At 71.0% G+C, this 22,309-nt stretch carries 19 protein-coding genes and 1 tRNA gene; 5 read left to right on the top strand and 15 right to left on the bottom strand.

Annotation, left to right across the window (positions count from 1 at the left end; genetic code table 11):
• Positions 1–114 precede the first annotated feature (114 nt).
• The gene (gene ppc / locus AOQ53_RS06955) at positions 115–2,847 is read left to right on the top strand and encodes a phosphoenolpyruvate carboxylase (protein ID WP_059415901.1); all 2,733 of its coding nucleotides are present in this window, start codon (positions 115–117) and stop codon (positions 2,845–2,847) included.
• Between the two features lie 66 nt (positions 2,848–2,913).
• On the opposite strand, the gene AOQ53_RS06950 is transcribed toward ppc, so the two are convergent.
• From AOQ53_RS06950 to AOQ53_RS06915, 8 genes are all read right to left on the bottom strand, one after another.
• Positions 2,914–3,606, bottom strand: a complete 693-nt coding sequence (locus tag AOQ53_RS06950) for an LPXTG cell wall anchor domain-containing protein (protein ID WP_059415899.1) — start codon at positions 3,604–3,606, stop codon at positions 2,914–2,916.
• A gap of 138 nt (positions 3,607–3,744) precedes the next feature.
• Positions 3,745–4,248 (bottom strand): hypothetical protein, encoded by a 504-nt coding sequence (locus tag AOQ53_RS06945; RefSeq protein WP_099054539.1) that lies wholly within the window; start codon positions 4,246–4,248, stop codon positions 3,745–3,747.
• Between the two features lie 42 nt (positions 4,249–4,290).
• Positions 4,291–4,893: an aminoacyl-tRNA hydrolase gene (gene pth / locus AOQ53_RS06940; protein WP_059415898.1), complete on the bottom strand. Its 603-nt coding sequence runs from the start codon at positions 4,891–4,893 to the stop codon at positions 4,291–4,293.
• A gap of 67 nt (positions 4,894–4,960) precedes the next feature.
• Entirely contained in the window at positions 4,961–5,554 is a 594-nt protein-coding gene (locus AOQ53_RS06935) for a 50S ribosomal protein L25/general stress protein Ctc (protein ID WP_059415897.1), read from the bottom strand.
• A 195-nt stretch (positions 5,555–5,749) separates the two neighbouring features.
• Complete coding sequence (locus AOQ53_RS06930) at positions 5,750–6,730, bottom strand: ribose-phosphate diphosphokinase (RefSeq protein ID WP_059415896.1); 981 nt, start codon at positions 6,728–6,730, stop codon at positions 5,750–5,752.
• 135 nt (positions 6,731–6,865) lie between these two features.
• Positions 6,866–8,311, bottom strand: coding sequence for a bifunctional UDP-N-acetylglucosamine diphosphorylase/glucosamine-1-phosphate N-acetyltransferase GlmU (glmU, locus tag AOQ53_RS06925; protein ID WP_078945187.1), 1,446 nt, complete (start codon positions 8,309–8,311; stop codon positions 6,866–6,868).
• A 123-nt stretch (positions 8,312–8,434) separates the two neighbouring features.
• Positions 8,435–8,505, bottom strand: a tRNA-Gln gene (locus AOQ53_RS06920).
• 6 nt (positions 8,506–8,511) lie between these two features.
• Positions 8,512–9,384, bottom strand: coding sequence for a hypothetical protein (locus AOQ53_RS06915; protein WP_059415894.1), 873 nt, complete (start codon positions 9,382–9,384; stop codon positions 8,512–8,514).
• Between the two features lie 167 nt (positions 9,385–9,551).
• Here AOQ53_RS06915 and AOQ53_RS06910 point away from each other — a divergent pair, with 167 nt between their 5' ends.
• The gene (locus tag AOQ53_RS06910; RefSeq protein WP_059415892.1) at positions 9,552–10,850 is read left to right on the top strand and encodes a sensor histidine kinase; all 1,299 of its coding nucleotides are present in this window, start codon (positions 9,552–9,554) and stop codon (positions 10,848–10,850) included.
• Positions 10,851–10,892: 42 nt separating this feature from the next.
• Here AOQ53_RS06910 and AOQ53_RS06905 read toward each other — a convergent pair whose 3' ends face one another.
• Together AOQ53_RS06905 and AOQ53_RS06900 are read right to left on the bottom strand one after the other, a co-directional pair.
• A complete protein-coding gene (locus AOQ53_RS06905; RefSeq protein WP_059415891.1) occupies positions 10,893–11,387 on the bottom strand; it encodes an SUKH-3 domain-containing protein in 495 nt (164 codons plus the stop codon).
• A gap of 90 nt (positions 11,388–11,477) precedes the next feature.
• Positions 11,478–12,053, bottom strand: coding sequence for a YwqJ-related putative deaminase (locus tag AOQ53_RS06900; RefSeq protein WP_059415889.1), 576 nt, complete (start codon positions 12,051–12,053; stop codon positions 11,478–11,480).
• 377 nt (positions 12,054–12,430) lie between these two features.
• Between AOQ53_RS06900 and AOQ53_RS06895 the strand changes: the two genes are divergently transcribed.
• Positions 12,431–13,435, top strand: a complete 1,005-nt coding sequence (locus AOQ53_RS06895; RefSeq protein WP_059415887.1) for an SMI1/KNR4 family protein — start codon at positions 12,431–12,433, stop codon at positions 13,433–13,435.
• A 16-nt stretch (positions 13,436–13,451) separates the two neighbouring features.
• Here the strand turns inward: AOQ53_RS06895 and AOQ53_RS48350 are convergent, their stop codons facing one another.
• Complete coding sequence (locus AOQ53_RS48350; protein WP_236711620.1) at positions 13,452–13,808, bottom strand: hypothetical protein; 357 nt, start codon at positions 13,806–13,808, stop codon at positions 13,452–13,454.
• Here AOQ53_RS48350 and AOQ53_RS06890 point away from each other — a divergent pair.
• Both AOQ53_RS06890 and AOQ53_RS06885 read left to right on the top strand, forming a co-directional pair.
• Positions 13,744–16,356, top strand: a complete 2,613-nt coding sequence (locus AOQ53_RS06890) for an SUKH-4 family immunity protein (RefSeq protein ID WP_423587481.1) — start codon at positions 13,744–13,746, stop codon at positions 16,354–16,356. The genes AOQ53_RS48350 and AOQ53_RS06890 overlap by 65 nt on opposite strands.
• Before the next feature lie 294 nt (positions 16,357–16,650).
• Complete coding sequence (locus AOQ53_RS06885) at positions 16,651–17,538, top strand: coiled-coil domain-containing protein (protein WP_059415884.1); 888 nt, start codon at positions 16,651–16,653, stop codon at positions 17,536–17,538.
• Between the two features lie 153 nt (positions 17,539–17,691).
• On the opposite strand, the gene AOQ53_RS06880 is transcribed toward AOQ53_RS06885, so the two are convergent.
• From AOQ53_RS06880 to AOQ53_RS06865, 4 genes are all read right to left on the bottom strand, one after another.
• Positions 17,692–19,305: a sodium/solute symporter gene (locus tag AOQ53_RS06880; RefSeq protein ID WP_059415882.1), complete on the bottom strand. Its 1,614-nt coding sequence runs from the start codon at positions 19,303–19,305 to the stop codon at positions 17,692–17,694.
• Positions 19,302–19,739 carry a DUF485 domain-containing protein gene (locus tag AOQ53_RS06875; protein ID WP_059415881.1) on the bottom strand — a complete coding sequence of 146 codons (438 nt, stop codon included), beginning with the start codon at positions 19,737–19,739 and terminating at the stop codon, positions 19,302–19,304. Before AOQ53_RS06875 ends, AOQ53_RS06880 begins: the two co-directional genes overlap by 4 nt.
• Before the next feature lie 159 nt (positions 19,740–19,898).
• A complete protein-coding gene (locus tag AOQ53_RS06870) occupies positions 19,899–20,441 on the bottom strand; it encodes a GNAT family N-acetyltransferase (RefSeq protein ID WP_063888869.1) in 543 nt (180 codons plus the stop codon).
• 20 nt (positions 20,442–20,461) lie between these two features.
• Positions 20,462–21,955: an MFS transporter gene (locus tag AOQ53_RS06865; RefSeq protein WP_059415880.1), complete on the bottom strand. Its 1,494-nt coding sequence runs from the start codon at positions 21,953–21,955 to the stop codon at positions 20,462–20,464.
• Positions 21,956–22,309 lie beyond the last annotated feature (354 nt).

The following is a 22,309-nucleotide window of genomic DNA, read 5'->3' as shown; positions in this document are numbered from 1 at the left end:
GCGGTCCGCTCTGTTTTCCTCCCGGATGTCCGATCCGTATGCGGCACCCGCCGCGCGAGACGCCGTCCGGGTACCCCTCCCAGACGAGCTTCAACACTGCAAGGAGCCGCACCTGTGAGCAGTGCCGACGACCAGACCACGACGACGAGCAGTGAGCTGCGGGCCGACATCCGCCGACTGGGTGACCTCCTCGGGGAGACCCTCGTCCGGCAGGAAGGTCCTGAGCTCCTGGAACTCGTCGAGAAGGTCCGCCGCCTCACCCGTGAGGACGGCGAGGCCGCCGCCGAGCTGCTGCGCGGCACCGAACTCGACACCGCGGCCAAGCTGGTCCGCGCCTTCTCCACCTACTTCCACCTGGCCAACGTCACCGAGCAGGTCCACCGCGGCCGCGAACTGCGCGCCCGGCGCGCCGCCGAGGGCGGACTGCTCGCCCGTACGGCCGACCGGCTCAAGGACGCCGACCCCGAGCACCTGCGCGAGACGGTCCGCAACCTCAACGTCCGCCCCGTGTTCACAGCCCACCCGACCGAGGCCGCGCGCCGGTCGGTCCTGAACAAGCTCCGGCGCGTCGCCGCGCTCCTGGAGACCCCGGTCATCGAGTCGGACCGCCGCCGCCTCGACATCCGCCTGGCCGAGAACATCGACCTCGTCTGGCAGACCGACGAACTGCGCGTCGTCCGCCCCGAGCCCGCCGACGAGGCCCGCAACGCCATCTACTACCTCGACGAACTGCACGCGGGCGCCGTCGGCGACGTCCTGGAGGACCTCACCGCCGAGCTGGAGCGCGCCGGCGTCAAGCTCCCCGACGACACCCGCCCCCTGACCTTCGGCACCTGGATCGGCGGCGACCGCGACGGCAACCCCAACGTCACCCCCCAGGTCACCTGGGACGTCCTCATCCTCCAGCACGAACACGGCATCAACGACGCGCTGGACACGATCGACGAGCTGCGCGGCTTCCTGTCCAACTCCATCCGCTACGCCGGCGCCACCGAGGAACTGCTGAGCTCCCTCCAGGCCGACCTGGAGAACCTCCCCGAGATCAGCCCCCGCTACAAGCGCCTCAACGCCGAGGAGCCCTACCGGCTCAAGGCCACCTGCATCCGGCAGAAGCTGGAGAACACCAAGCAGCGCCTCGCCAAGGGCACCGCGCACGTGCCGGGCCGCGACTACCTCGGCACCAGCGAGCTGATCAGCGACCTGCGGATCATCCAGACCTCCCTGCGCGAGCACCGCGGAGGCCTCTTCGCCGACGGCCGCCTCGCCCGCACCATCCGCACCCTCGCCGCCTTCGGCCTCCAGCTCGCCACCATGGACGTACGCGAACACGCGGACGCCCACCACCACGCCCTCGGTCAGCTGTTCGACCGGCTCGGCGAGGAGTCCTGGCGATACGCGGACATGCCCCGCGACTACCGCACCAAGCTGCTCGCCAAGGAACTGCGCTCCCGCCGCCCCCTCGCACCCACCCCGGCACCCGTGGACGCCCCCGGCGAGAAGACCCTCGGCGTCTTCCAGACCGTCAAGCGCGCCCTGGAGGTCTTCGGACCCGAGGTCATCGAGTCGTACATCATCTCCATGTGCCAGGGCGCCGACGACGTCTTCGCCGCCGCCGTCCTCGCCCGCGAAGCCGGCCTGATCGACCTGCACGCCGGCTGGGCCAAGATCGGCATCGTGCCGCTGCTGGAGACCACCGACGAGCTCAAGGCCGCCGACACGATCCTCGAGGACATGCTCTCCGACCCGTCCTACCGGCGCCTCGTCGCGCTGCGGGGCGACGTCCAGGAGGTCATGCTCGGCTACTCCGACTCCTCCAAGTTCGGCGGCATCACCACCAGCCAGTGGGAGATCCACCGCGCCCAGCGCCGCCTGCGCGACGTCGCCCACCGCTACGGCGTCCGCCTGCGCCTCTTCCACGGCCGCGGCGGCACCGTCGGCCGCGGCGGCGGCCCCACCCACGACGCCATCCTCGCCCAGCCCTGGGGCACCCTGGAGGGCGAGATCAAGGTGACCGAGCAGGGCGAGGTCATCTCCGACAAGTACCTCATCCCGTCCCTCGCCCGGGAGAACCTCGAACTCACCGTCGCGGCCACCCTCCAGGCCTCCGCCCTGCACACCGCACCCCGCCAGTCCACCGAGGCCCTCGCCCGCTGGGACGCCGCGATGGACGTCGTCTCCGACGCCGCCCACGCCGCCTACCGCAGGCTGGTGGAGGACCCGGACCTGCCGACGTACTTCCTCGCGTCGACGCCAGTGGACCAGCTCGCCGACCTGCACCTGGGCTCCCGGCCCTCCCGCCGCCCCGGCTCCGGCGTCTCGCTCGACGGCCTGCGCGCCATCCCGTGGGTGTTCGGCTGGACCCAGTCCCGGCAGATCGTCCCCGGCTGGTTCGGCGTCGGCTCCGGCCTCAAGGCACTGCGCGAAGCCGGCCTCGACACCGTGCTCGACGAGATGTACGGGCAGTGGCACTTCTTCCGCAACTTCATCTCCAACGTCGAGATGACCCTGGCCAAGACCGACCTGCGGATCGCCCAGCACTACGTCGACACCCTCGTCCCCGACGAGCTCAAGCACGTCTTCGACACCATCAAGGCCGAACACGAACTGACCGTCGCCGAGGTACTGCGGGTCACCGGCGAACAGGAACTCCTCGACGCCGAACCCGTCCTGAAGCAGACCTTCGCCATCCGCGACGCCTACCTCGACCCCATCTCCTACCTCCAGGTCGCCCTGCTCAAGCGGCAGCGCGACGCGGCCGCCGCCGGCGAACAGCCCGACCCGCTCCTCGCCCGCGCCCTGCTCCTCACCGTCAACGGCGTGGCAGCGGGCCTGCGTAACACCGGCTGAACCGCTGCCCGGACACGACCGTGCCCCCGAGCCCGCACGGGCTCGGGGGCACGGTCGCGTTCCACGTCAGCCGCGGCCGAACTTCCGGCGACGGAACACCAGGAACCCGCCACCCGCGACCAGCGCCGCCGCCACACCGGACAGCAGGCCCACCGGCGCTCCGTTGCCCGTCTCGGCGAGGTCACCGTCGGCACCGCCCTGAGGCGACGGCGACGAGGACGCCGGCACACCCCCGTCGGCCGCCGAACTCGGGGACCCCGACGATCCCGGCCCGGCCGACGGCGCCTCGGACGCCCCGGACGAGGGCGACGGGGAAGCCGCCCCGGACGGCGTCGAACCGCCGGGCTCCTGCCCGTCCTCGCAGTCCGTCCAGAACACCTTGTGCTTGGCGGCACCCTTCTCGCCGTCGAAGTTCCAGAACAGCTTGTAGTGCCCGTCGGGCAGCGACAGGTCCTCCGTACGGCCGTGACCCTCCGCGTCCAGCGTCAGCGCGCCGGACTTCACCGTCTCCCCCCTGTTCTCGCTCGGGGGGATCGCGTCGATGCGCCAGTCGACCTCCTGGCCCCCGTCGAAACCGAAAGCGTCCAGGTAGAACGTGCACACGTGCGGCTCGTTGCGGCGCAGCTCCTCGCCCGTCGAAGCATCGTGGATCTTGACCGTGCCGTTGTCACCGGGAGGGGACGCCTGAGCGGCCGGAGCGAGCAGGAAAACCACGCAAGCCGCGGCGGCGACAGCACCGGCGCGCGAAAGAGTTCGCATCGAGAAGTCATCCATCTTCGAGAAGTGACCGGGAAGATGTGGAGGGGGCGGCTCAGCTTCCAGCCTCGCCCGAGGGCCCGTCAATCACGAACACACAACGCTCCTCCCCTCCACAGAAGGGAAGAACGCCAGAACCCCTCAGACAGTCACGAAAGCGGCCGTCAGCAACGCCACCCCCGACAACGCCATCACCCACGCCGCCCGCGTACGCAGCAGACCGCCCGCCACCACGACCGACGCCAGCAACAGCGCACCACCCAGCGGAATCCACGCGTACAGCACCCCGGCCGGGCCCGAGCGCACCGCGTCATCACTGCCGGGCTTCAAGACCACCGTGTAGGTCCGGCCCTTCTGCACCGCGACCGACTTCTCCAGGACCACCCTCGAGCGGGGTCGCCACCCCTCAGACAACGGCGAGTACCGCCCCGTACACGTGTCCTGCCCACACCGCGTCACCTCGACCGTGCCGCGCTCCCGGCCCTTCGTCAGCATCACGTGCTGCGCCGTACCCCACGACGCCCACACACCCGCGATCAGGATCAGCACCGCGACCGCACCCATCGCCGCGAACCGCCCGAACCGCAACACGGCATGGGCGCTCTCGTGAGTGACGGCAGCAGAGGCAGGCATGGCCGGGATCATTGGCCATATCCGCACGGCCGGTCAACTCCCGAGGGTGACAAGTCAGGAGTTGTACGTACTCTGCGCCCGCTCCAGCCCCTCGATCACCAGACACTCCACCGCGTCCGCCGCCCGGTCCACGAAGTAGTCCAGCTCCTTGCGCTCCGCCGACGAGAAATCCCTCAGCACGAAATCCGCCACCGGCATCCGACCCGGCGGCCGGCCGATCCCGAACCGCACCCGGTGATAGTCCGCCCCGAACGCCTTCGTCATCGACTTCAGCCCGTTGTGCCCGTTGTCCCCGCCACCCAGCTTCAGCCGCAGCATCCCATAATCGATGTCCAACTCATCATGAATCGCCACCACATGGGCCACCGGCACCTTGTAGAAATCCCGCAGCGCGTTCACCGGCCCGCCCGACAGATTCATGTACGACATCGGCTTCGCCAGAACCACCCGCCGGCTCATCGGCCCCGGCGGCCCGATCCGGCCCTCGACGACCTGCGCCTGCGCCTTCCCGGCCCGCTTGAACCTCCCCCCGATCCGCTCCGCCAGCAGATCGGCCACCATGAAGCCCACGTTGTGCCGGTTACCCGCGTACTCCGGCCCCGGATTGCCCAGTCCCACGATCAGCCAGGGCACGGCGGCATCGGTCGTCACGTCCATGTCTCCTTCATACGCGTCGGCCGCTGCTCCGCACGGGAACAGCGGCCGACGAAACGACGACGAGGGATCAGGCCTCGGCGGCCTCTGAGCCCTCTTCCTCGCCCTCGGAGGGCTCCTCGGCCTGCGCGGCCAGAACCTGCAGGACGACGGTGTCCTCCTCGACGTCCAGCGTCGTGCCCTTCGGCAGCGGGATGTCCTTGGCCAGGATGGAGTCACCGGCCGTCAGACCCTCGACGGAGACGGTCACGGACTCCGGGATGTGGGTCGCCTCGGCCACCACCGGCAGCGCGTTCAGCACGTGCTCCAGCAGGTTGCCGCCCGGGGCCAGCTCACCCTCGGTGTGGACGTAGATCTCGACGTTGACCTGCTCGCCACGCGTGACCAGCTGCAGGTCCACGTGCTCCAGGAAACCCTTCAGCGGGTCACGCTGCACGGCCTTCGGAATCGCCAGCTCGTTGGTCTTGCCGTCGATGTCCAGCGCGATCAGCACGTTCGCCGTACGCAGCGCCATCTGCAGGTCGTGACCCGGCAGGGTCAGGTGCAGCGGGTCCGAACCGTGCCCGTACAGGACACCCGGAACCTTGTCTTCACGACGGATACGGCGCGCGGCACCCTTGCCGAACTCGGTGCGCGTCGCGGCGGAGATCTTCACCTCGGACATACTCACTCCTCGAAGTCAGAAACGGACGTGGTCACCCGGCCACGAACGGCCTGCTACGAAGAGCGCGTCGATAACGGACCGCCGTACAAGCCTCCAGAAGAAGCGGTACGGCCTCCCTCGCCGAGCAACTTCAGCAGTCTACTCGGCGAGGGAGGCCGCACCCAAAACGATCTACACAAGCCCGACCAGGGACTCCTACTGGTCGTCGAACAGGCTCGTCACCGAACCGTCCTCGAACACCTCACGCACCGCGTTCGCGATCGTCGGCGCGATCGACAGCACCGAGATCTTGTCCAGGTCCCCGCTCAGCTCACCCGGCGTCGGCAGCGTGTTCGTGAACACGAACTCACTCACCCGCGAGTTCTTCAGCCGATCCGCCGCGGGACCCGACAGCACACCGTGCGTCGCCGTCACGATGACGTCCTCCGCACCATGCGCGAACAGCGCGTCCGCGGCGGCACAGATCGTCCCGCCCGTGTCGATCATGTCGTCCACCAGGACACACACGCGCCCCTTCACCTCACCCACGACCTCGTGGACGGTGACCTGGTTCGCGACGTCCTTGTCCCGGCGCTTGTGCACGATCGCCAGCGGCGCACCCAGCCGGTCGCACCAGCGGTCGGCGACCCGCACCCGGCCCGCGTCCGGAGACACGACCGTCAGCTTGTTCCGGTCCACCTTCCGGCCCACGTAGTCCGCCAGCAGCGGCAGGGCGAACAGGTGGTCCACCGGACCGTCGAAGAAGCCCTGGATCTGGTCCGTGTGCAGATCCACGGTCAGCAGCCGGTCCGCACCCGCGGTCTTCATCATGTCCGCGATCAGACGCGCCGAAATCGGTTCACGTCCCCGGTGCTTCTTGTCCTGCCGCGCGTAACCGTAGAACGGCACGATGACGGTGATGGAGCGGGCCGACGCACGCTTCAGCGCGTCGATCATGATCAACTGCTCCATGATCCACTTGTTGATCGGAGCCGTGTGGCTCTGGATCAGGAAACAGTCGGCACCACGTGCCGACTCCTGATAGCGCACATAGATCTCCCCGTTCGCGAAGTCGAAGGCCTTCGTCGGGACAACCCCGACACCCAACTGCTGGGCGACCTCCTCGGCAAGCTCGGGGTGGGCGCGGCCGGAGAAGAACATCAACTTCTTCTCGCCGGTCGTCTTGATCCCGGTCACAGCACTGTCTCCTCAGAGGTGTCGCAGCTGGGTGTCGAGAGACCTCTCAGCCGGCTTGCGAGAGGCCGTCTCAGCTGGTGGGGGTGCGGGCATGCACTTATCACCGTACGCCGTGTTTGAGGCACCGGTTTCCGGTCAGCCCTCCTCGGCCGACCCCCGGGAAGCCGCCTCGGCCGCCTTCGCGGCCGCGCTCCCCGGACGCTTCCGAGCCACCCAACCCTCGATATTCCGCTGCTGACCACGGGCCACGGCCAGCGAACCGGGCGGCACATCCTTGGTGATCACGGACCCGGCGGCGGTGTACGCGCCGTCCCCGACCGTGACAGGCGCCACAAACATGTTGTCCGAGCCCGTACGGCAATGAGAACCGACGGTCGTGTGGTGCTTGTCCTGACCGTCGTAGTTCACGAACACGCTCGCGGCACCGATGTTCGTGTGATCACCGATCGTCGCGTCACCGACATAGGAGAGATGAGGCACCTTCGTACCCTCCCCGATGGAGGCGTTCTTCGTCTCGACGTACGTCCCGATCTTGCCCTTGGCACCCAGCCGGGTCCCCGGACGCAGATACGCGAACGGCCCGACGCTCGCCTCCGCGCCCACCTCCGCGCCCACCGCCACCGTGTTGTCCACGCGCGCGCCGGCACCCACCAGGGTGTCGGTCAGCCGGCAGTTGGGCCCGACCTCCGCGCCCTCGCCGAGGTGCGTCGACCCGTGCAGCTGCGTGCCCGGGTGCACGACCGCGTCCTGCTCGAACGTGACCGTCACATCGACCCAGGTGGTCGCCGGATCGATGACCGTGACACCGGACAGCATGGCCTCGGTGAGCAGCCGGTCGTTGAGGATGCGGCGGGCCTCCGAGAGCTGCACGCGGTTGTTGATGCCGGCGATCTCCCGGTGGTCGCCCGCCACGGACGCCCCGACCCGATGCCCGGCCTCGCGCAGGATCCCGAGCACGTCGGTCAGGTACTCCTCGCCCTGACTGTTGTCGGTCCGCACCTTCTTCAGCGCGTCGGCGAGCAACTGCCCGTCGAACGCGAACACCCCCGAGTTGATCTCCCGGATCGACCGCTGGGCGTCGGTGGCGTCCTTGTGCTCCACGATCGCCGTCACCGCACCCGAGTCGTCCCGCACGATCCGGCCGTAGCCCGTCGCGTCCGGCACCTCGGCGGTCAGCACGGTGACCGCGTTGCCGTCTTCCGTGTGGGTGGCGGCGAGGGCCCGCAGCGTCTCGCCGGTGAGCAGGGGAGTGTCCCCGCACACGACGACGACCGTCCCGTCGACGGACCCGCCGAGCGCTTCCAGACCCATCCGCACGGCGTGCCCCGTGCCGTTCTGCTCCGCCTGTACCGCCGTGCGGACGGCCGGGGCGATCTCGCCGAGATGGGCGGTGACCTTCTCACGGGCGTGGCCGACCACGACGACCAGGTTCTCGGGGTGCAGCTCGCCCGCGGCGGCGAGCACGTGTCCCACGAGACTGCGGCCGCAGATCTCGTGCAGGACCTTGGGTGTGGCCGACTTCATACGGGTGCCCTCACCCGCTGCGAGAACGACGACGGCTGCCGGGCGGTTGGCGCTCACGGGATGCCCTTCGGCTGTGGATGGGGTGGGGTGACATCCGCAGGATACCGGGGGGTTTTGTGGGGGGTGGGGGTGTGGGGCCTGACCGCAGTTTCATCAGCCAGGACCCGAACCGAGAGTGTGCTCCCGGGGGAGGACTCGAACCCCCATGATCAGAACCAAAATCTGACGTCTTGCCCTTAGACGACCCGGGATTACCGCTATGCCCGATTTTGTAGATCGGATGCGGTGGCAGCCCCTACTATGCCGCACCACCAGCCTTCGATGCGACGGTACAGGTCTGCTCCGTCTCTCACGTCGACGCGGAGGCATCCGTTGTAGGTCTCGGTGGTGTTCTTGCGGTTGGTGTTCGGGTTGTGTCGCTTGAGGGTTGTCTTGAGGAGGTCGGTTGGCGCGACGCCGACGTGGGCGGCCCAAAATGCCTCCGCAGCCGCCACGTTCGCGGTCTCGTGGATCTGTACTGCGAATCTGAGGGTGCAGGGTTCCACGCCGAGCAGGTTCAGCCAGGCCAGGAATACGCTGATCATGTCGGGATCGCTGTTCACGAAGGTGATGCGCTCTCGGCGGCTGTAGGGCTTGCTCTTGGCTCCCTCGGCCCAGTAGAGGCCCACGCCGATCAGGAAAAGCTCGCGGTCGGTCAGGCTGCTCACTTCCTGCATGGCCTGCTGCTTGGTTCGCTGGCGCTCCTCCTCGCGCAGTCGGAGCGTGGCTTCCCAGCCTCTTTTCGCGATGGCGGAGGCTTCCTCGCGGGTCCGCTTGCGCTCCGGCTTCGGCAGATCTCGTACCCACAGCGAGATCGAACTCTTGGAGCACCCCAGCTCCACCTGGATCTGGTCGTACGTCCAGCCCTGGAGCCGGAGCTCCCGGGCCCGCTCGCGGAGGTTGTCCTTCGCGTTCGGGCGCTTCGTCCATACCGGCGGCGGCTCGCCCTCCAGCAGGCGGTTGAGGATGTCGTTGTTGTCGACGTGCAGCCGGTCGCGGATCTGGCGTCGGCTCAGCCCTGCGCGCCGCAGCGCCACCGCCCTCTCCCGCAGTCCCTCGAAGTCGGCGTATTTGCCAGTGGCATGTGTCATACGCATACCGTCCGGGCGGAATGGAGGGTTCCGGGGTCGAACGGTGAGCGATTCAGCAGTTCGAGGGATATCGGGCCGTATCGCAGCCGAACGGTCACGGAGTGTGGTGTAGGCCAGTCCGGGAAACTCGCCGGAAAACCGGCTGCGGGCGCCCGTAGGCTGGAGGCATGACCGCGACGGGGGAAGACCATGTGACGGCCCGGGGAGGGCCGTGGTGGTGGGCCAGACGGCGTAGTGCCGTGTTCGATGTGAGTCTGGCCGTGGTGTCCGCGCTGGAGTGCGGGGCGGAGGGTTTTCCGTTCGCCAAGGAGGCGGGGATCCCGGTGGCCGCGGGGGTCGTTTTCGGCCTGTTGGCCGGGTCTGTACTGCTCGTGCGGCGTCGCTGGCCGATCGCCGTCGTGCTGGTCTCGATCGCCATCACGCCCGCCCAGATGGGTTTCCTGATGGGCGTCGTCGGCCTCTACACCCTGGCGGCGTCCGAGCTGCCCCGGCGGATCATCGGCTCGCTGGCGGGGATGTCGCTGGTGGGGACGCTCATCGTGACGTTCGTGAAGACGCGGCAGGACATGGTGCGGGGCGATCTGGACATAGGGGACTGGTTCGTGCCCTTCGCCGCCATCACGATGTCGCTCGGCTTCACGGCGCCTCCGGTGCTGCTCGGCCTGTATGTGGGGGCCCGGCGGCGGCTGATGGAGAGTCTGCGGGAGCGTGCGGACAGTCTGGAGCGGGAGCTTCAGCTGCTCGCGGAGCGGGCGGAGGAGCGGGCCGAGTGGGCCCGGAACGAGGAGCGGACGCGGATCGCCCGGGAGATGCACGATGTCGTCGCGCATCGGGTGAGTCTGATGGTCGTGCATGCCGCCGCGCTTCAGGCGGTGGCGCGGAAGGATCCCGAGAAGGCCGTCAGGAATGCCGCGCTCGTGGGGGACATGGGGCGGCAGGCGCTGACCGAGTTGCGGGAGATGCTCGGGGTGCTGCGCAGTGGCGGGGGCGAGCGGCGTGAGCGTGCCGCGTCGGTGCCGTTGGCGGCGGTGGGGTGGGCTGCCGCGGCGGCGGCTTCGCTGGCCGCCGATGACGAGGGGCCGTGTCTGGCGGAGATCGAGGAGCTGGTCGGGCAGTCGGCCGCCGCGGGGATGGTGGTCGATCTGTCGGTGGAGGGGGATGCCCGGTCGTATGCGCCGGAGGTGGAGCAGACGGCGTATCGGGTGGTGCAGGAGGCGTTGACGAACGTCCACAAGCACGCGGCCGGGGCGAAGACGTATGTGCGGCTGGCGCATCGGGTGTCGGAGATCGCGATGCAGGTGGAGAACGAGCCGCCGGAGGCGGCGGCGTCGTCGGCGCGGTTGCCGTCCGGGGGGAACGGGCTGGTGGGGATGAAGGAGCGGGTTGCCGCGCTGGGCGGGGTGTTCGTGTCCGGGCCGACGGATGCGGGGGGTTTTCGGGTGTCGGCGGTGATTCCGGCGTCGTAGCCCCCGGGGTTCCGGCCGGTCGTCGGTCGTCGGCTGTTCTGGTCAGCCCGTTGTCAGGCGTGTGGGTTCGGTGCCGGCGATGAGGGTGGTCAGGGCCTGGTCGATGTGGGGGCCGAGGTACCAGTCGCCGGTGTGGTCGAGGGTGTAGACGCGGCCTTCGGTGTCGATGGCGAGGAGGGCCTGGCTGTCGGTTTCGGCGCCGAGGGGGCAGACCTCGGTGCCGAGGGCGCGGCCGAGGTCGCCGAGGGTGCGGGCCATGTGGAGGCCGTGCAGGGGGTCCAGGTGGAGGGTGGCGGGGGCGACCTGGCGGCCGGGGCCGGTGGGGGTGATGTGGAGTCCGCCGAACTCGGCCCAGGCTTCGACGGCCGCGGGGAAGACGGTGTGGCGGTGGCCGGCGGGTGAGGCGTGGTCGCGCAGGGCGTCCGCCCAGATCTCGGCCTGTTTGATGTCCCAGCGTCCGGGTTGCCAGCCGGCGGCGCGCAGGGCGGCGTCGACTTGTACGGCGAAGCGGGTGGTGGAGGTGCGGTCGGTGTGCATCTGCCCTTCGTCTCGTCGAGGTCATGGGTGGCGTGTGGTGCGCGCCGTGGTGCCAGGGGGCTTCGGTGTGCGTGGGGGGGGTGGGGGGCGTCAGCCGGTCGTGGCCGCCGGGTCGACGATGCGGACGCCGAAGTGGGCGCTGAGCGCGGTGCAGGCGCGGCAGGGGGTGGCGAAGCTGCCGTGGAGGGGGTCGCCGTCCTCGCGGATGCGGCGGGCGGTGAGTTTGGCCTGCTTGAGGGCTTTGCGGGCCTCGCCGTTGGTCATGGGTTTGCGTGCGGCGCGTTTGCTGCGGGCGGCGTCGGCGGCGGTGATGTGCCGGGAGATGAGGATGGTCTCGGCGCAGCGGCCGGTGAAGCGGTCGCGCTGGGCGCTGGTGAGGGTGTCCAGGAAGTCCTGGACGAGGGGGTGCAGGGCGGGGGGTGTGTCGCCGCGGGCGGCGGTGCCGGTGAGGGTGGCGCCGCGGACGGAGAGGGCGGCGGCGACGGTGGGGAGGATGCCGTCGCGGCGGTGGTGGAGGACGGGGGCGTGGGGCGCTTCGGTGGCGCTCCAGCCGATGCGGGGGTCGCCGCTTCGGGGGGCGCCGGTGCGTGGGGCACTGCTCCGGGGGTCGCCGTTTCGTGGGTCGGCGGACCTGCCGGTGTGTGGTCCCGTCTGTGTCGCGTTCATGATCGTATTCCCCTCCGTGCATCCCCCGGGGGTCACAGACTGCCAAATGCCGTGGCTGGTGCGGAAGCTGGGGAGCGGTGACACGCCCGTACCGGGGCGTGCCGTCACGGTGGGGTGACGGCTGGTCACGGAAGCGGAGGGGCGGCTGACCGGTGCCGGTGACCGGTGTCGTCGTACCGCATAGGCTGTCGGCACCGCGGGCCGTGCGGTGATCCGTTCGGAGATCGATGCAGTGAACCGGAGGGTGATCCGTGGGGTCGGCGGGTGCAGGGAAGTGCAGTGAAGTCGAGACAGACAGACGTGACAGTCGATACGGGCCGTAGTGCGCCAAGGGTGGTCAATACGGGTCGTACAGAGTGCCGCAGGGGGCAACCGCCATGACGACAGGTCGGCTCGGGCAGCAAGCCGCGCCGCCGAACGCGGCCTACGCCGGGCAGGTCGTGCATTTCCCGGATCCGGTCCGGGCGGCCCGTCACCCGAGAGGGGTACGGGTCGACGAGCGTGGTTACCCCGACTTCTCGCCCTACGCGCGTGCGGCCGCGGAGATCGCGGAGCCGCCGGAGGGTTTCGGTGTCGACGAGTTGCGGCTGACGGACTACGTGTCGGCGAACATGGCGCTGTCGGCGTCCGGGCACGAGTTGTGGGACACGGTGCCGGCGGTGGCGACGCCGCACGGCTGGACGTGGCACCACGCGGTGGGCTCGCGGCGGCTGGAGCTGGTCCCGGTCGAGGTGAAGGCGTTGCTGCGGCACCACGGTGGTGTGGCGACGTCGGGCGTCGACCATGCCAAGCGGGGCACGCGGCCGTTGCAGGAGACGCGTCCGGCGCACTTCGGGCTGCCGAAGTCGGGTGTGGCGGTGACGGAGTCGCAGGTGCAGGGCGTCGAGGAGGACCTCGGCTACCGGCTGCCGGGTCCGTACCGGTCGTTCCTGAAGGCGGCGGGGGGTTGTGCGCCGGTGGGTGCCGCGCTGGACGCGGAGCTGGGGCTGCTGATCGACCAGCCGTTCTTCACCGTGCGGGACGAGGCGGCCGTCAACGACCTGGTGTACGTGAACAAGTGTCTGCGTGACCATCTGACCAAGGACTACCTGGGGGTCGCGTTCGTGCAGGGCGGGCTGCTGGCGGTGAAGGTCAAGGGCGACCGGATCGGTTCGGTGTGGTTCTGCGCGTACGACGACGCGCGGGACGTGGATCCCTCGGTGCCGCCGGCGGAGCGGGTGGAGCGGTTGCTGCTGCCGTGCGGGGACGACTTCGATGTCTTCCTGTCGCGGCTGGCCGGTGATCCGCCGGAGTTGGAGACGGTGGCGAACTTGATGGTGGACGGCGGGTTCGCGCGTGTGGTGCCGGTGGGCGCGGTGTCGTCCTCGGCCGTGGGGGAGTGACTTCAGCGATGGTGACCTACGCGCAGGCGCAGGAGCGCGCGGAAGAGTGGATCAACGGGGACGTGCCGTCGTACCAGCATCGTGAGGTGCGGGTGCGGGAGTTCGACCTGGGGTTCGTGGTGTGGGCCGAGGACCGGGCGGACGGGCCGCGTTCCGACGGTGGTGCGCAGCGGCTGGTGATCGCGCGGGACAGCGGCGAGGCGACGCTGTGGCCCGGGCTGCCGGTGGGTGAGGTGATCCGCCGGTACGAGGAGGAGTACGGCCGTCCGGACACGGCGGAGGAGCCGGCGCCGGCTCCGGCGGCCCGGGTGGATCTGAACCAGACGTCCTTCCTGCTGACTCCGCCGGAGTGGTTGCAGGACGCGGCGGACAAGCTGGGGATTCCGGATCGGCGGGGGGCCGGCTCGGGTGCGGCGGCGGGTGCGGGTGCGGGTGCCGCTTCGGCTTCCGCTGCCGACCCGGCTGGTGCTTCGGGCTCTGCTTCTGCCGGCGCTGCGGTGGGGGGTGAATCCGCTTCCGGTGCGTCCTGGCCTGCTGCCGTGGGGAGTGACGGCGGGGGAGCTCAGGCGCCGGGTGCGCCTGCCGGGGCCACGCCCTGGGCGGGTACGGACACCAACGGCGATGCCGGTGACGACCGTTCCGTACCGCTGCCCGCGACGGTCTTCGCGCCGCCGCTGAGCGAGACCGACGGTGACACGCCGGCGACGACGCCGGAGGCCAAGACGGCGCTGCTGTCGGGCGGCAGCCAGCTTCCGCCGACGGCGGTCTCACCGGCGATCGACGATCCGAACGCGCAGGGCGGTTCGGGTGCGGGTGCGGCTGCACCTGGTGGGCCGGGCTACGACTATCCGCCGGGGGCTGCGGGTGCCGCTCCGGCGCCGGGCGTGCCGGGTACGCCACCTGGTGGTGTGCCGCAGGGCAGCACGCCTCCGCCTGTGCCGGGCGGGCAGCCGTACGGGTATCCGCAGGGTGCCGACGGTGGATCTGTGGGGTCTGCGGGGGGCGTGGCCGCTTCTGGGCCTGCTGGTCCCCGCAGTGCGGCTGCTTCTGCCGGTCCTGCTGGTCCCGCGGGTGTTCCGCAGCCGCCGAACGGGCCGGGTGCGCCTGAGCGGCCGCTCGCGCCGAACGCCGGGGACATCGCCGACGCCGCGACCAGCAAGGCGGCTCCGCCGCCGGGTCGTGGACGGGGCGCGGGGCCGACGACGCCGCCTCCACCGGGTGCCCCGGGGACGCCGGGTGCGCGGCCGGGCGGTACGCCGCCGCCGTCGGGGCCCGGTGCGCCGGGTAATCCGGCGGGTGGTTATGTGCCTACGCAGCTCGTGTCGGCGCTTGGGCCTGAGGGCTCCGGGGGCCCTGGGGGGTCTGGAGGCCCGGGCAATGAGGGCCCTGGTGCTCCGCTGCCTCCCCAGCAGCAGCCGCCGGGTCCTCCTGGTGCGCCGCAGCCTCCGGGCGCTCCGAACCCGCCTGGCGCCCCCGGTGGTACGCCCCCCGGTGGTGTCCACCATGCCGCCACGATGCTGGCCGATCCCGGTCGAACGGGCCCGGGCGCACCGCAGCCTCCGGGGCCTCCTGGCGTGCCTGGTGCTCCTCAGCCGCCGGGTGCGCCGAACCCGCCTGGTGCGCCGGGTGCCCCGGGTGTTCCCGGCGGCCCGGGCCCCGTGCATCACGCGGAGACCATGCTGGCCACGCCTCCGGCGGGCCGCCCCGGCGTGCCTCCGCCGCCGCAGGCTCCCGGCGCACCACCCGCTGCCCCGGGTGCCCCAGGCGCCCAGGGCGCTCCTGGCGTGCCTGGTGCGCCGCCGATGCCGCCCGGCGCGATGCCGCCCGGCGCGATGCCACCGGGTGCGGTGCCGCCCGGCGCCATGCCCCCCGGTGCGATGCCGCCGCCCGGTCAGCCCGCCCCCGGTCAGCCTCCGGCGTACGGCTATCCGCAGCAGCCCGCCGGGCAGCCGACGGTCGGCCCCGGCTACCAGGCCGTGCTGCGCTACCGCGCGCAGGACGGTTCCGAGCAGCAGCTGATCCGGCGTTCGGCGCCGGGTACGCCGCACCCGGAGTGGCAGATCTTCCACGAGTTGCGGGCCATGAACGTGCCCCCGGGCCAGGTGCTGGAGCTGCACACCGAGCTGGAGTCGTGTGAGCTGCCGGGTGCCTACTGCGCGCGGATGATCCGGGAGCAGTGGCCGCAGGCGCGGATCACGAGCATCGCGCCGTACGGTACGGACCACGCGAGCCGGCAGCAGGGCATGCAGCAACTGCTGGCCCACCAGGGCGAGTTGCACCAGGTGGCGGACGGCCCGGCGCGTCCGGCTCCGGTGCGGGCGCCGTTGCCGCCGGTGCAGGCGGTGCCGCCGATCCCGCCGGAGGGCATCGCGCAGGAGCTGGCGGCCGCGTTCGGGCCGGGGGTGTTCCGGTTCGAGCAGGCCGCCGTGTCCCGGCAGGGCGTGCCGCCGGTCGTGGCGCACACGTTGGTGGCGGCGGGCCTGCCGATGGACATGGGTCCCTTCTTCTGGGCGCAGGCGCAGCCGGGCCGGCCCGTGCCGACCCTGGCGGAGCTGGCGGCCGAGCGCGGTGTGCAGCCGGCCGCGGACGCGGGTTCCTACCTGGTGATGGGCAGCGACTTCGGCAAGGCGATCTGCGTGCAGTACGGGACGGCGAACATCGTCGCCGTGCCGGTGGAGGCGGGGCCGGGCGGGGCGCCCGTACCGCCGCAGTTCGTGAACACCGGGCTGCCGGAGTTCGCGCGCTGCCTGGCTCTGCTCGGGCGGATGTGGCGGCTCAGGTTCGGGCTGACCCAGGAGCAGGCGGGGCGCTGGACCGTCGATTTCCAGGCCCAGTTGGCCGCGCTCGACCCGGCCGCGCTGGGGTCGCCGGAGAGCTGGTGGTCGGTGCTGCTGGAGCAGATGTGGGACGGACTGCTGTGACGCGCCGCCGCTGACGTGTGCTGAGGAGCCGGGTCCGGTCGGTCGTGAGGCCGCCGGGCCCGGCTCTTTCATGCCGTGCTGACACGCACCGCGTCAGCACGGCGCATCAACACGACCGTCAAGGAGCCCGCGGGCGCGACGTGGGGCTGACGGCCGTACGGCCGGGCCGGGGGCCCGTGACCTCTGTGCGGAGTGTCGCGTTATGAACACTTCCGTCTGATCCACCAAGATGTGCGCGAAATCATCCCATTTCGTGCTCGATCGCGCGTCGGCGTGGTGGAGAGGGGCCCCAGCATGAGCAGCGCATCGGTGTCTCCGCACGGCTTTCTGGCCGTGCGGGGGCGCGGTTACCGTCCCGAGCAGGTCGACGAGTACGCCGAGGCCCTCTCCGAGGATCGTGACGCGGCCTGGGAGAGGGCCGCGCGGCTGACGGTGCTCGCCCGGCACATGGACGCGGGACTGGAAGAGCTGCGGGAGGTCGTCGCGCGGCTGGTCCCGCAGACCTACGAGTCGCTCGGGGAGCGGGCACGGCGGCTCTTCGAACTCGGCCAGGAGGAAGCCGCGGCCGTACGGGAGGGGGCGCGGCGGGAGGCGCGGGAACTCGTGGACGGGGCGTGCGCGTCCGCGGCCGGCGTGCGCGAGTCCGCGCAGGCGCGCGCCGAGGCCGTACGCGCCGACGCGGACGAACGCGCCCGGCAGCGGCTGCTCGCGGCGCGCGCCGAGGCCGGCGAGATCCTGACCGTGGCCGGCCGTGAGGCCGGGGAACAGCGGGGCGAGGCGCTGGCCGCGTTGCGGGAGATGCGGCAGCGCACCTCCGGAATGCTGGCCGAGCAGGCCAAGGAGCACGCCGAGCGGTGGGCCGAGATGGACCGGGAGGACGCCGCCCGGGCGGCCGCGCTGGATGCCCGCCACGCGGAAGCGGTGTCACGGGCCGAAAGGGCGCTGTCCGAGGCCGAGCAGGCCTTCGCCGACGCCGAGGACTCCACCCGGCACCGGCAGGAAGAGGCAGCCGCGCGCGCCGAGGAGTTGCTCGCCCAGGCTCACGCGCACGCGGAGTCCGTCGAACAGGAGACGGAGCGAGTGCTGCGCGAGCACGCCGAGCGCGGGGACGACGCGCGGGCACACATCGACCGCGTACACACCAGCCTGACGGCGTGGGCGGGGCGGGTGGCGGCGCAGTGATGGGGTCGTACGGCTGGCGGGGGTGGCGGGGGTGATGGGACGTTCGGCGCCTGGGTGGCGCGCCTTCGTGCCGCTGCCACCTGACCCCGCGCGCCCCACCGGCCGCCGGCTGCCGCACGGAACCCCGGGCCGCCCGCCGCCGTAGCCTCCGCGTCAGCGATCCCTGCGCACCGCGCCCGCCAGGATCCAGGCCTCCACCGCCTCGTACTCGTGGCGTTGTTCGTCCGACTTGCGGCGGCCGGAAGCCATCGTGCCCAGCCAGCCGCAGGCGAAGCCCAGGGGTATGGAGAGCAGGCCGGTGGTGGTGAACGGGAACCAGTTGAAGTCGGCGTCGGGGAAGGCGGAGACGGGTGAGCCGGAGACCAGGTTGGTGCCCGGCATCAGCAGCAGGACGGCCAGCGAGCCGCCGATGAGGGTGCTGAGCAGGCCCGTTCGGGTGTAGCGGCGCCAGAAGAGGCTGTAGACGAGCGCGGGCGCGATGGCCGAGGCGCCCAGGCAGAAGGACAGCGTCACCAGGGGTTGCAGGCTGCGATGCTGGACGAGCGTGGCCAGGACGATCGCCGGGGCACCCACCGCCAGCGCCGATATCCGGGCCACCGTCATCTCGCGGCGCGGTGACATCTCCCGCACCCGGGCCGCGAACACGTCGTGCGCGAGGGAGTTGGCGCAGGCGAGGATCATCCCGGCGACCGAGGCGAGCAGCGTGAGGAAGACCGCCGTGGTGACGGTCGTGAACAGGAACGTCTCCGCCGTCGACACGTCCGGGCCGAACGCCGCCTGGGAGCCCAGCAGATAGGCCGTGTTGCCCTGCGGGTCCACCTGCGCGATCACCGCCCGCCCGACCAGGGCCGTCGCGCCGAACCCGACGACCGTGATGACGAGCACGAACAGCGCCACACCCGACACCGCCCAGGACATCGAACGCCGCACCTGCCGGGCACTGGAGGCGGTGTACATGCGCATGGTGACGTGCGGCAGTACGCCACCGCCGAGGACCACCGTCAGCTGCGCGGTGATCATGTCCAGGTCGGGGCTGGGGCCGCCCGCGAACTGGAGCCCCGACGAGAGGAACGCCGAGCCCACGCCGCTGTTCTGGGCTGCCGCGCTGAACAGGGCCCCCGGATCCCAGTCGAACCGGTGCAGGATCAGCATCGCGACCACCATGCCGGAGCCGAGCAGCATCACGATCTTCAGGATCTGGATGAGGGCGGTTCCCTTCATCCCGCCGATCGCCGCGTAACTGATCATCAGCGCGCCCACGCCGATGATGCAGCCCGTCTGCAACGACTCGCCGGAGAAGCCGAGGACGAACGCCATCAACTGCCCGGTGCCCGCCAGTTGCACCACCATCAGCGGCACCAGCGCCGCCAGGGTCACCGCGCAGGCCGCGATACGGACACCGCGTCCCGGCATACGGCGGGTCAGCGCGTCGCCCATGGTGAACCGGCCCGCGTTGCGCAGCGGTTCGGCCAGCAGGAACATCAACAGCATCAGCGACAGTGCCGTACTGAGGGCCAGTACGGTCCCGTCGTAGCCGAACAGGGCGATCACGCCGCCCGTGCCGAGGACGGTCGCGGCGGAGATGTAGTCGCCGGCGATCGCCAGGCCGTTGCGCATGGGGGACAGGGAGCTGTAGCCGGTGTAGAACTCGTCGAGGTCGTCCCGGTCCGGGCCCGTCATCACGCACAGCAGCAGGGTGATCGTGGCCACCGCCGTGAAGCCCACGAGCGACATCGACTGGGCGTTGCCGCTGAACTCGGTGGTCACCGCGTTCCCTCCCGCCTGGCGTCCAGTTCGGCCTGCTTGCGTATCCGGTCCGCGAGGGGGTCGACGCGGCGGCGGGCCGTCTGCTCGTACAGGGCGATCGCCAGCCAGGTCACGGGGACCTGGACGAGCGCGAGCAGCAGGCCGGTGGGCAGGCCGTCGGTGACGGTGCTCGTCATGAACGACGGTGCGAACGCCGACAGGATCAGGAACAGAACGAAGTAGCCGAGCGCCGTGAGCGTGGCCACGCGCCGCTGCCAGCGGTAGGCGCTGCGCAGCACCCGCAGGTCGCTGTGGTGCCCGAGTGCGGCGTGGCGCTGAGGGCGCGGCCCGGCCGGTTCGGGCGGCTGCTGCGGCAGCCAGGGGTAGGTGTCGTAGGAAGGGGAGGAATCCGGCGGCCGGTACGGATAGGACGGTGGCGGCGGGTCGTAGGACATCCCGGTGCTCCTTGCGAGGGTCGGATCCGGTGCGGCGGACCGCAGGGAGGTGGGGGGGGAGCCACGCACGTTACTTCGCGGTACCGGGTCGACGCGAGCCTTTGGGCAAACTGATTGGTCGGTACGCGCTTACTGAGCTGACCTCGGGTGTTACCCGCATTAACCCTGTTTCCTGACGGCGAGTCGTCCGAGGTGCGTACGAAACGGACTCCGGGGCGGCCGGCCACGGTGGTGTCCTCGACGCGTGTGAAGCCGTTGCGGGCCAGGACGGTCATGGAGGGCCGGGTCGTCCAGGGTCGTGACCGCGGTGAGGGAGGTCAGCCCGTAGCCGGTGGCGGCCAGGCGGCACACCTGAGCGACGGCCGCCCTCGCCACGCCACGCCACGCCCCGGCCCGCGGCCTGTTCGCCCACCCGGTAGCGAGTTCGGCGCAACCGCCCGTCACGTCGACCAGGTTCACCCTGCCGACCAGGTTTCCCCTCGTCCAGGACGACCGACCAGGTTCCCCCTCGTCCAGGACGACATGGAAGTGGCACACGCGCGCGTGCTGCTCCGCGAGGAGCGACCGGTGGCGTTCGGCGACGCCGCCGTGAAGTAGGCGTCCCCGGTCCGGCACCGAGCGGGCGAAGTACGCCCGGTTCTCCCGCTCGAAGGCCAGCAGCGCGTCCGCGTGATCGGCCCGGAGCGGTTCCAGGGTCAGCACGGGCGGGAGGATACGTACCGTCAGTCCTTGAGCACCGGGAATTTCCGGGGCGCGAGGAACAGCAGCACCAGGAACGCCAGTACCGCCGCGCCGGAGGAGCCCAGGTAGACCGCGTGCACCGCGTCGGCGATCGCCCGCCGGGTCGCCTCCGGGGCCGTGCCCGAGCCGAGTGCCCGGGTCACCGAGTCGAGGTCGCTCGCGCCGCCGAGCCGGGCGGCCAGCACCCCGTTGGCGACCGCGCCGAAGACCGCCGCACCGACCGTCTGGCCGGTCTGGCGGCAGAACAGCACGGACGCGGTCGTCGTGCCGCGCTCCGCCCACCCCACCGTCGACTGCACCCCCACGATGAGCGGCAACTGGAACAGGCCCAGCGCGGCCCCGAGCAGCAGCATCAGCAGGGTCGGCTGCCAGGCCTGCCCGGGGTACGGCAGGAACGGGAACGCGAACAGGATCAGCGCGGCCGCGCCGATGCCCAGCATCGCCGTGTTGCGGAAGCCGATCCTGCGGTACACGTGCTGGCTCAGCGCCGCCGATACCGGCCAGCTCAACGTCCATACGGACAGCACGAATCCGGCGGCCACCGGCGCGAGGCCCAGTACCGACTGGGCGTAGGTGGGCAGGAAGACCGCCGGCGCCACCATCAGCAGACCCAGCGCGCCCAGGGCCAGATTGACCGCGGCGATCGTACGGCGCCGCCACACCCAGCCGGGGATGATCGGCTCCGCCGCCCGGCGCTCCACCAGCACCACGACCGCGACCAGGGCAAGTCCCGTGCCGAACAGGGCGAGTGAGGGTGCCGACAGCCACGACCACGCCACCCCGCCCTGTACCAGGGCCGTCAGCAGCACACCGCCGCAGGCGAACACCGCGAGCGCGCCGGCCCAGTCCACGCGCGCGTGCGTGCCGGTTTCCCGCTCCGGCTCGTGGAGGTGACGGACGATCAGCCACAACGCGACCGCGCCGATCGGCAGGTTGACCAGGAAGATCCAGCGCCAGTCCGCATAGGCGGCGAGGACACCGCCGATACCCGGACCGGCGACCGCCGAGACCGCCCACACCGTGGACAGCTTCGACTGGATCTTGGGTCGGTCCTTCAGCGGGTAGAGGTCGGCGGCGAGTGTCTGGACGGTGCCCTGGAGGGCGCCGCCGCCCAGGCCCTGCACGATGCGGAACGCGATGAGCGCCCCCATGTTCCAGGCCAGTGCGCACAGCAGCGAGCCGACGAGGAAGAGCACCGAGCCCGCGACGAGGACCGGTTTGCGGCCGAAGGTGTCGGAGAGCTTGCCGTAGACGGGCAGGGTGACGGTCACGGCCAGCAGATAGCCGGAGAACAGCCACGAGAAGACGGAGAAACCGCCGAGGTCCCCGACGATCTGCGGGACCGCGGTCGAGACGATGGTGGCGTCGAGCGCCGCCAGCGCCATCGAGAGCATCAGCGCCGCGACGACGGCACCCCGCCTGCCGGTCGTGGCGGGACCTGCGGTCTCACGTGCCGCGGAACTGGTGCTGCCCACCCCGGGTTTCCTCCCCCTCGCCCTGGCCACGCCTGCGCCACGGGTGCCGTCGCTTTGCCTGCCCCTTGCACCTACCTACCGCCCCACAGCTTTCCACTTGACCCTGACGCAGCGGGAGGGTGGAGCCTGAACGGGCCGACGGGTGGAGCGAACCCTGAGACGGTCTCCACCCTTCGGTGGACTGCCCCTAGGGGTACCTCCGTACTACGACCTGGGGAGGGTTCGTACCGACGGAGGACGAGACGCGCAGGGGTCGGTCCTTAACCTGGCTTTACGCCGCCGGGGGGCGGTTCTGCACACCGGCGGGGGTGGGGTTTTCCACAGGAAAAGACTGCGCTGAGCACCAGAGCGCGG

Origin of the sequence: Streptomyces azureus (assembly GCF_001270025.1) — a bacterium.
GTDB lineage: Bacteria > Actinomycetota > Actinomycetes > Streptomycetales > Streptomycetaceae > Streptomyces > Streptomyces azureus.
The sequence above is the reverse complement of the archived record's forward strand: the minus strand, read 5'-3'. Positions and strand labels throughout refer to the sequence as shown.

Bases quoted from the DNA above. Each gene is read 5' to 3' on its own strand.
- AOQ53_RS06945 (WP_099054539.1), bottom strand. From the start codon at position 4,248: ATGATCCCGGCCATGCCTGCCTCTGCTGCCGTCACTCACGAGAGCGCC.
- AOQ53_RS06895 (WP_059415887.1), top strand. From the start codon at position 12,431: ATGACGACAGGTCGGCTCGGGCAGCAAGCCGCGCCGCCGAACGCGGCC.
- AOQ53_RS06915 (WP_059415894.1), bottom strand. From the start codon at position 9,384: ATGACACATGCCACTGGCAAATACGCCGACTTCGAGGGACTGCGGGAG.
- AOQ53_RS06905 (WP_059415891.1), bottom strand. From the start codon at position 11,387: ATGCACACCGACCGCACCTCCACCACCCGCTTCGCCGTACAAGTCGAC.
- AOQ53_RS06935 (WP_059415897.1), bottom strand. From the start codon at position 5,554: ATGTCCGAGGTGAAGATCTCCGCCGCGACGCGCACCGAGTTCGGCAAG.
- AOQ53_RS06900 (WP_059415889.1), bottom strand. From the start codon at position 12,053: ATGAACGCGACACAGACGGGACCACACACCGGCAGGTCCGCCGACCCA.
- AOQ53_RS06910 (WP_059415892.1), top strand. From the start codon at position 9,552: ATGACCGCGACGGGGGAAGACCATGTGACGGCCCGGGGAGGGCCGTGG.
- AOQ53_RS06885 (WP_059415884.1), top strand. From the start codon at position 16,651: ATGAGCAGCGCATCGGTGTCTCCGCACGGCTTTCTGGCCGTGCGGGGG.
- AOQ53_RS06950 (WP_059415899.1), bottom strand. From the start codon at position 3,606: ATGCGAACTCTTTCGCGCGCCGGTGCTGTCGCCGCCGCGGCTTGCGTG.
- AOQ53_RS06875 (WP_059415881.1), bottom strand. From the start codon at position 19,739: ATGTCCTACGACCCGCCGCCACCGTCCTATCCGTACCGGCCGCCGGAT.
- pth (WP_059415898.1), bottom strand. From the start codon at position 4,893: ATGGACGTGACGACCGATGCCGCCGTGCCCTGGCTGATCGTGGGACTG.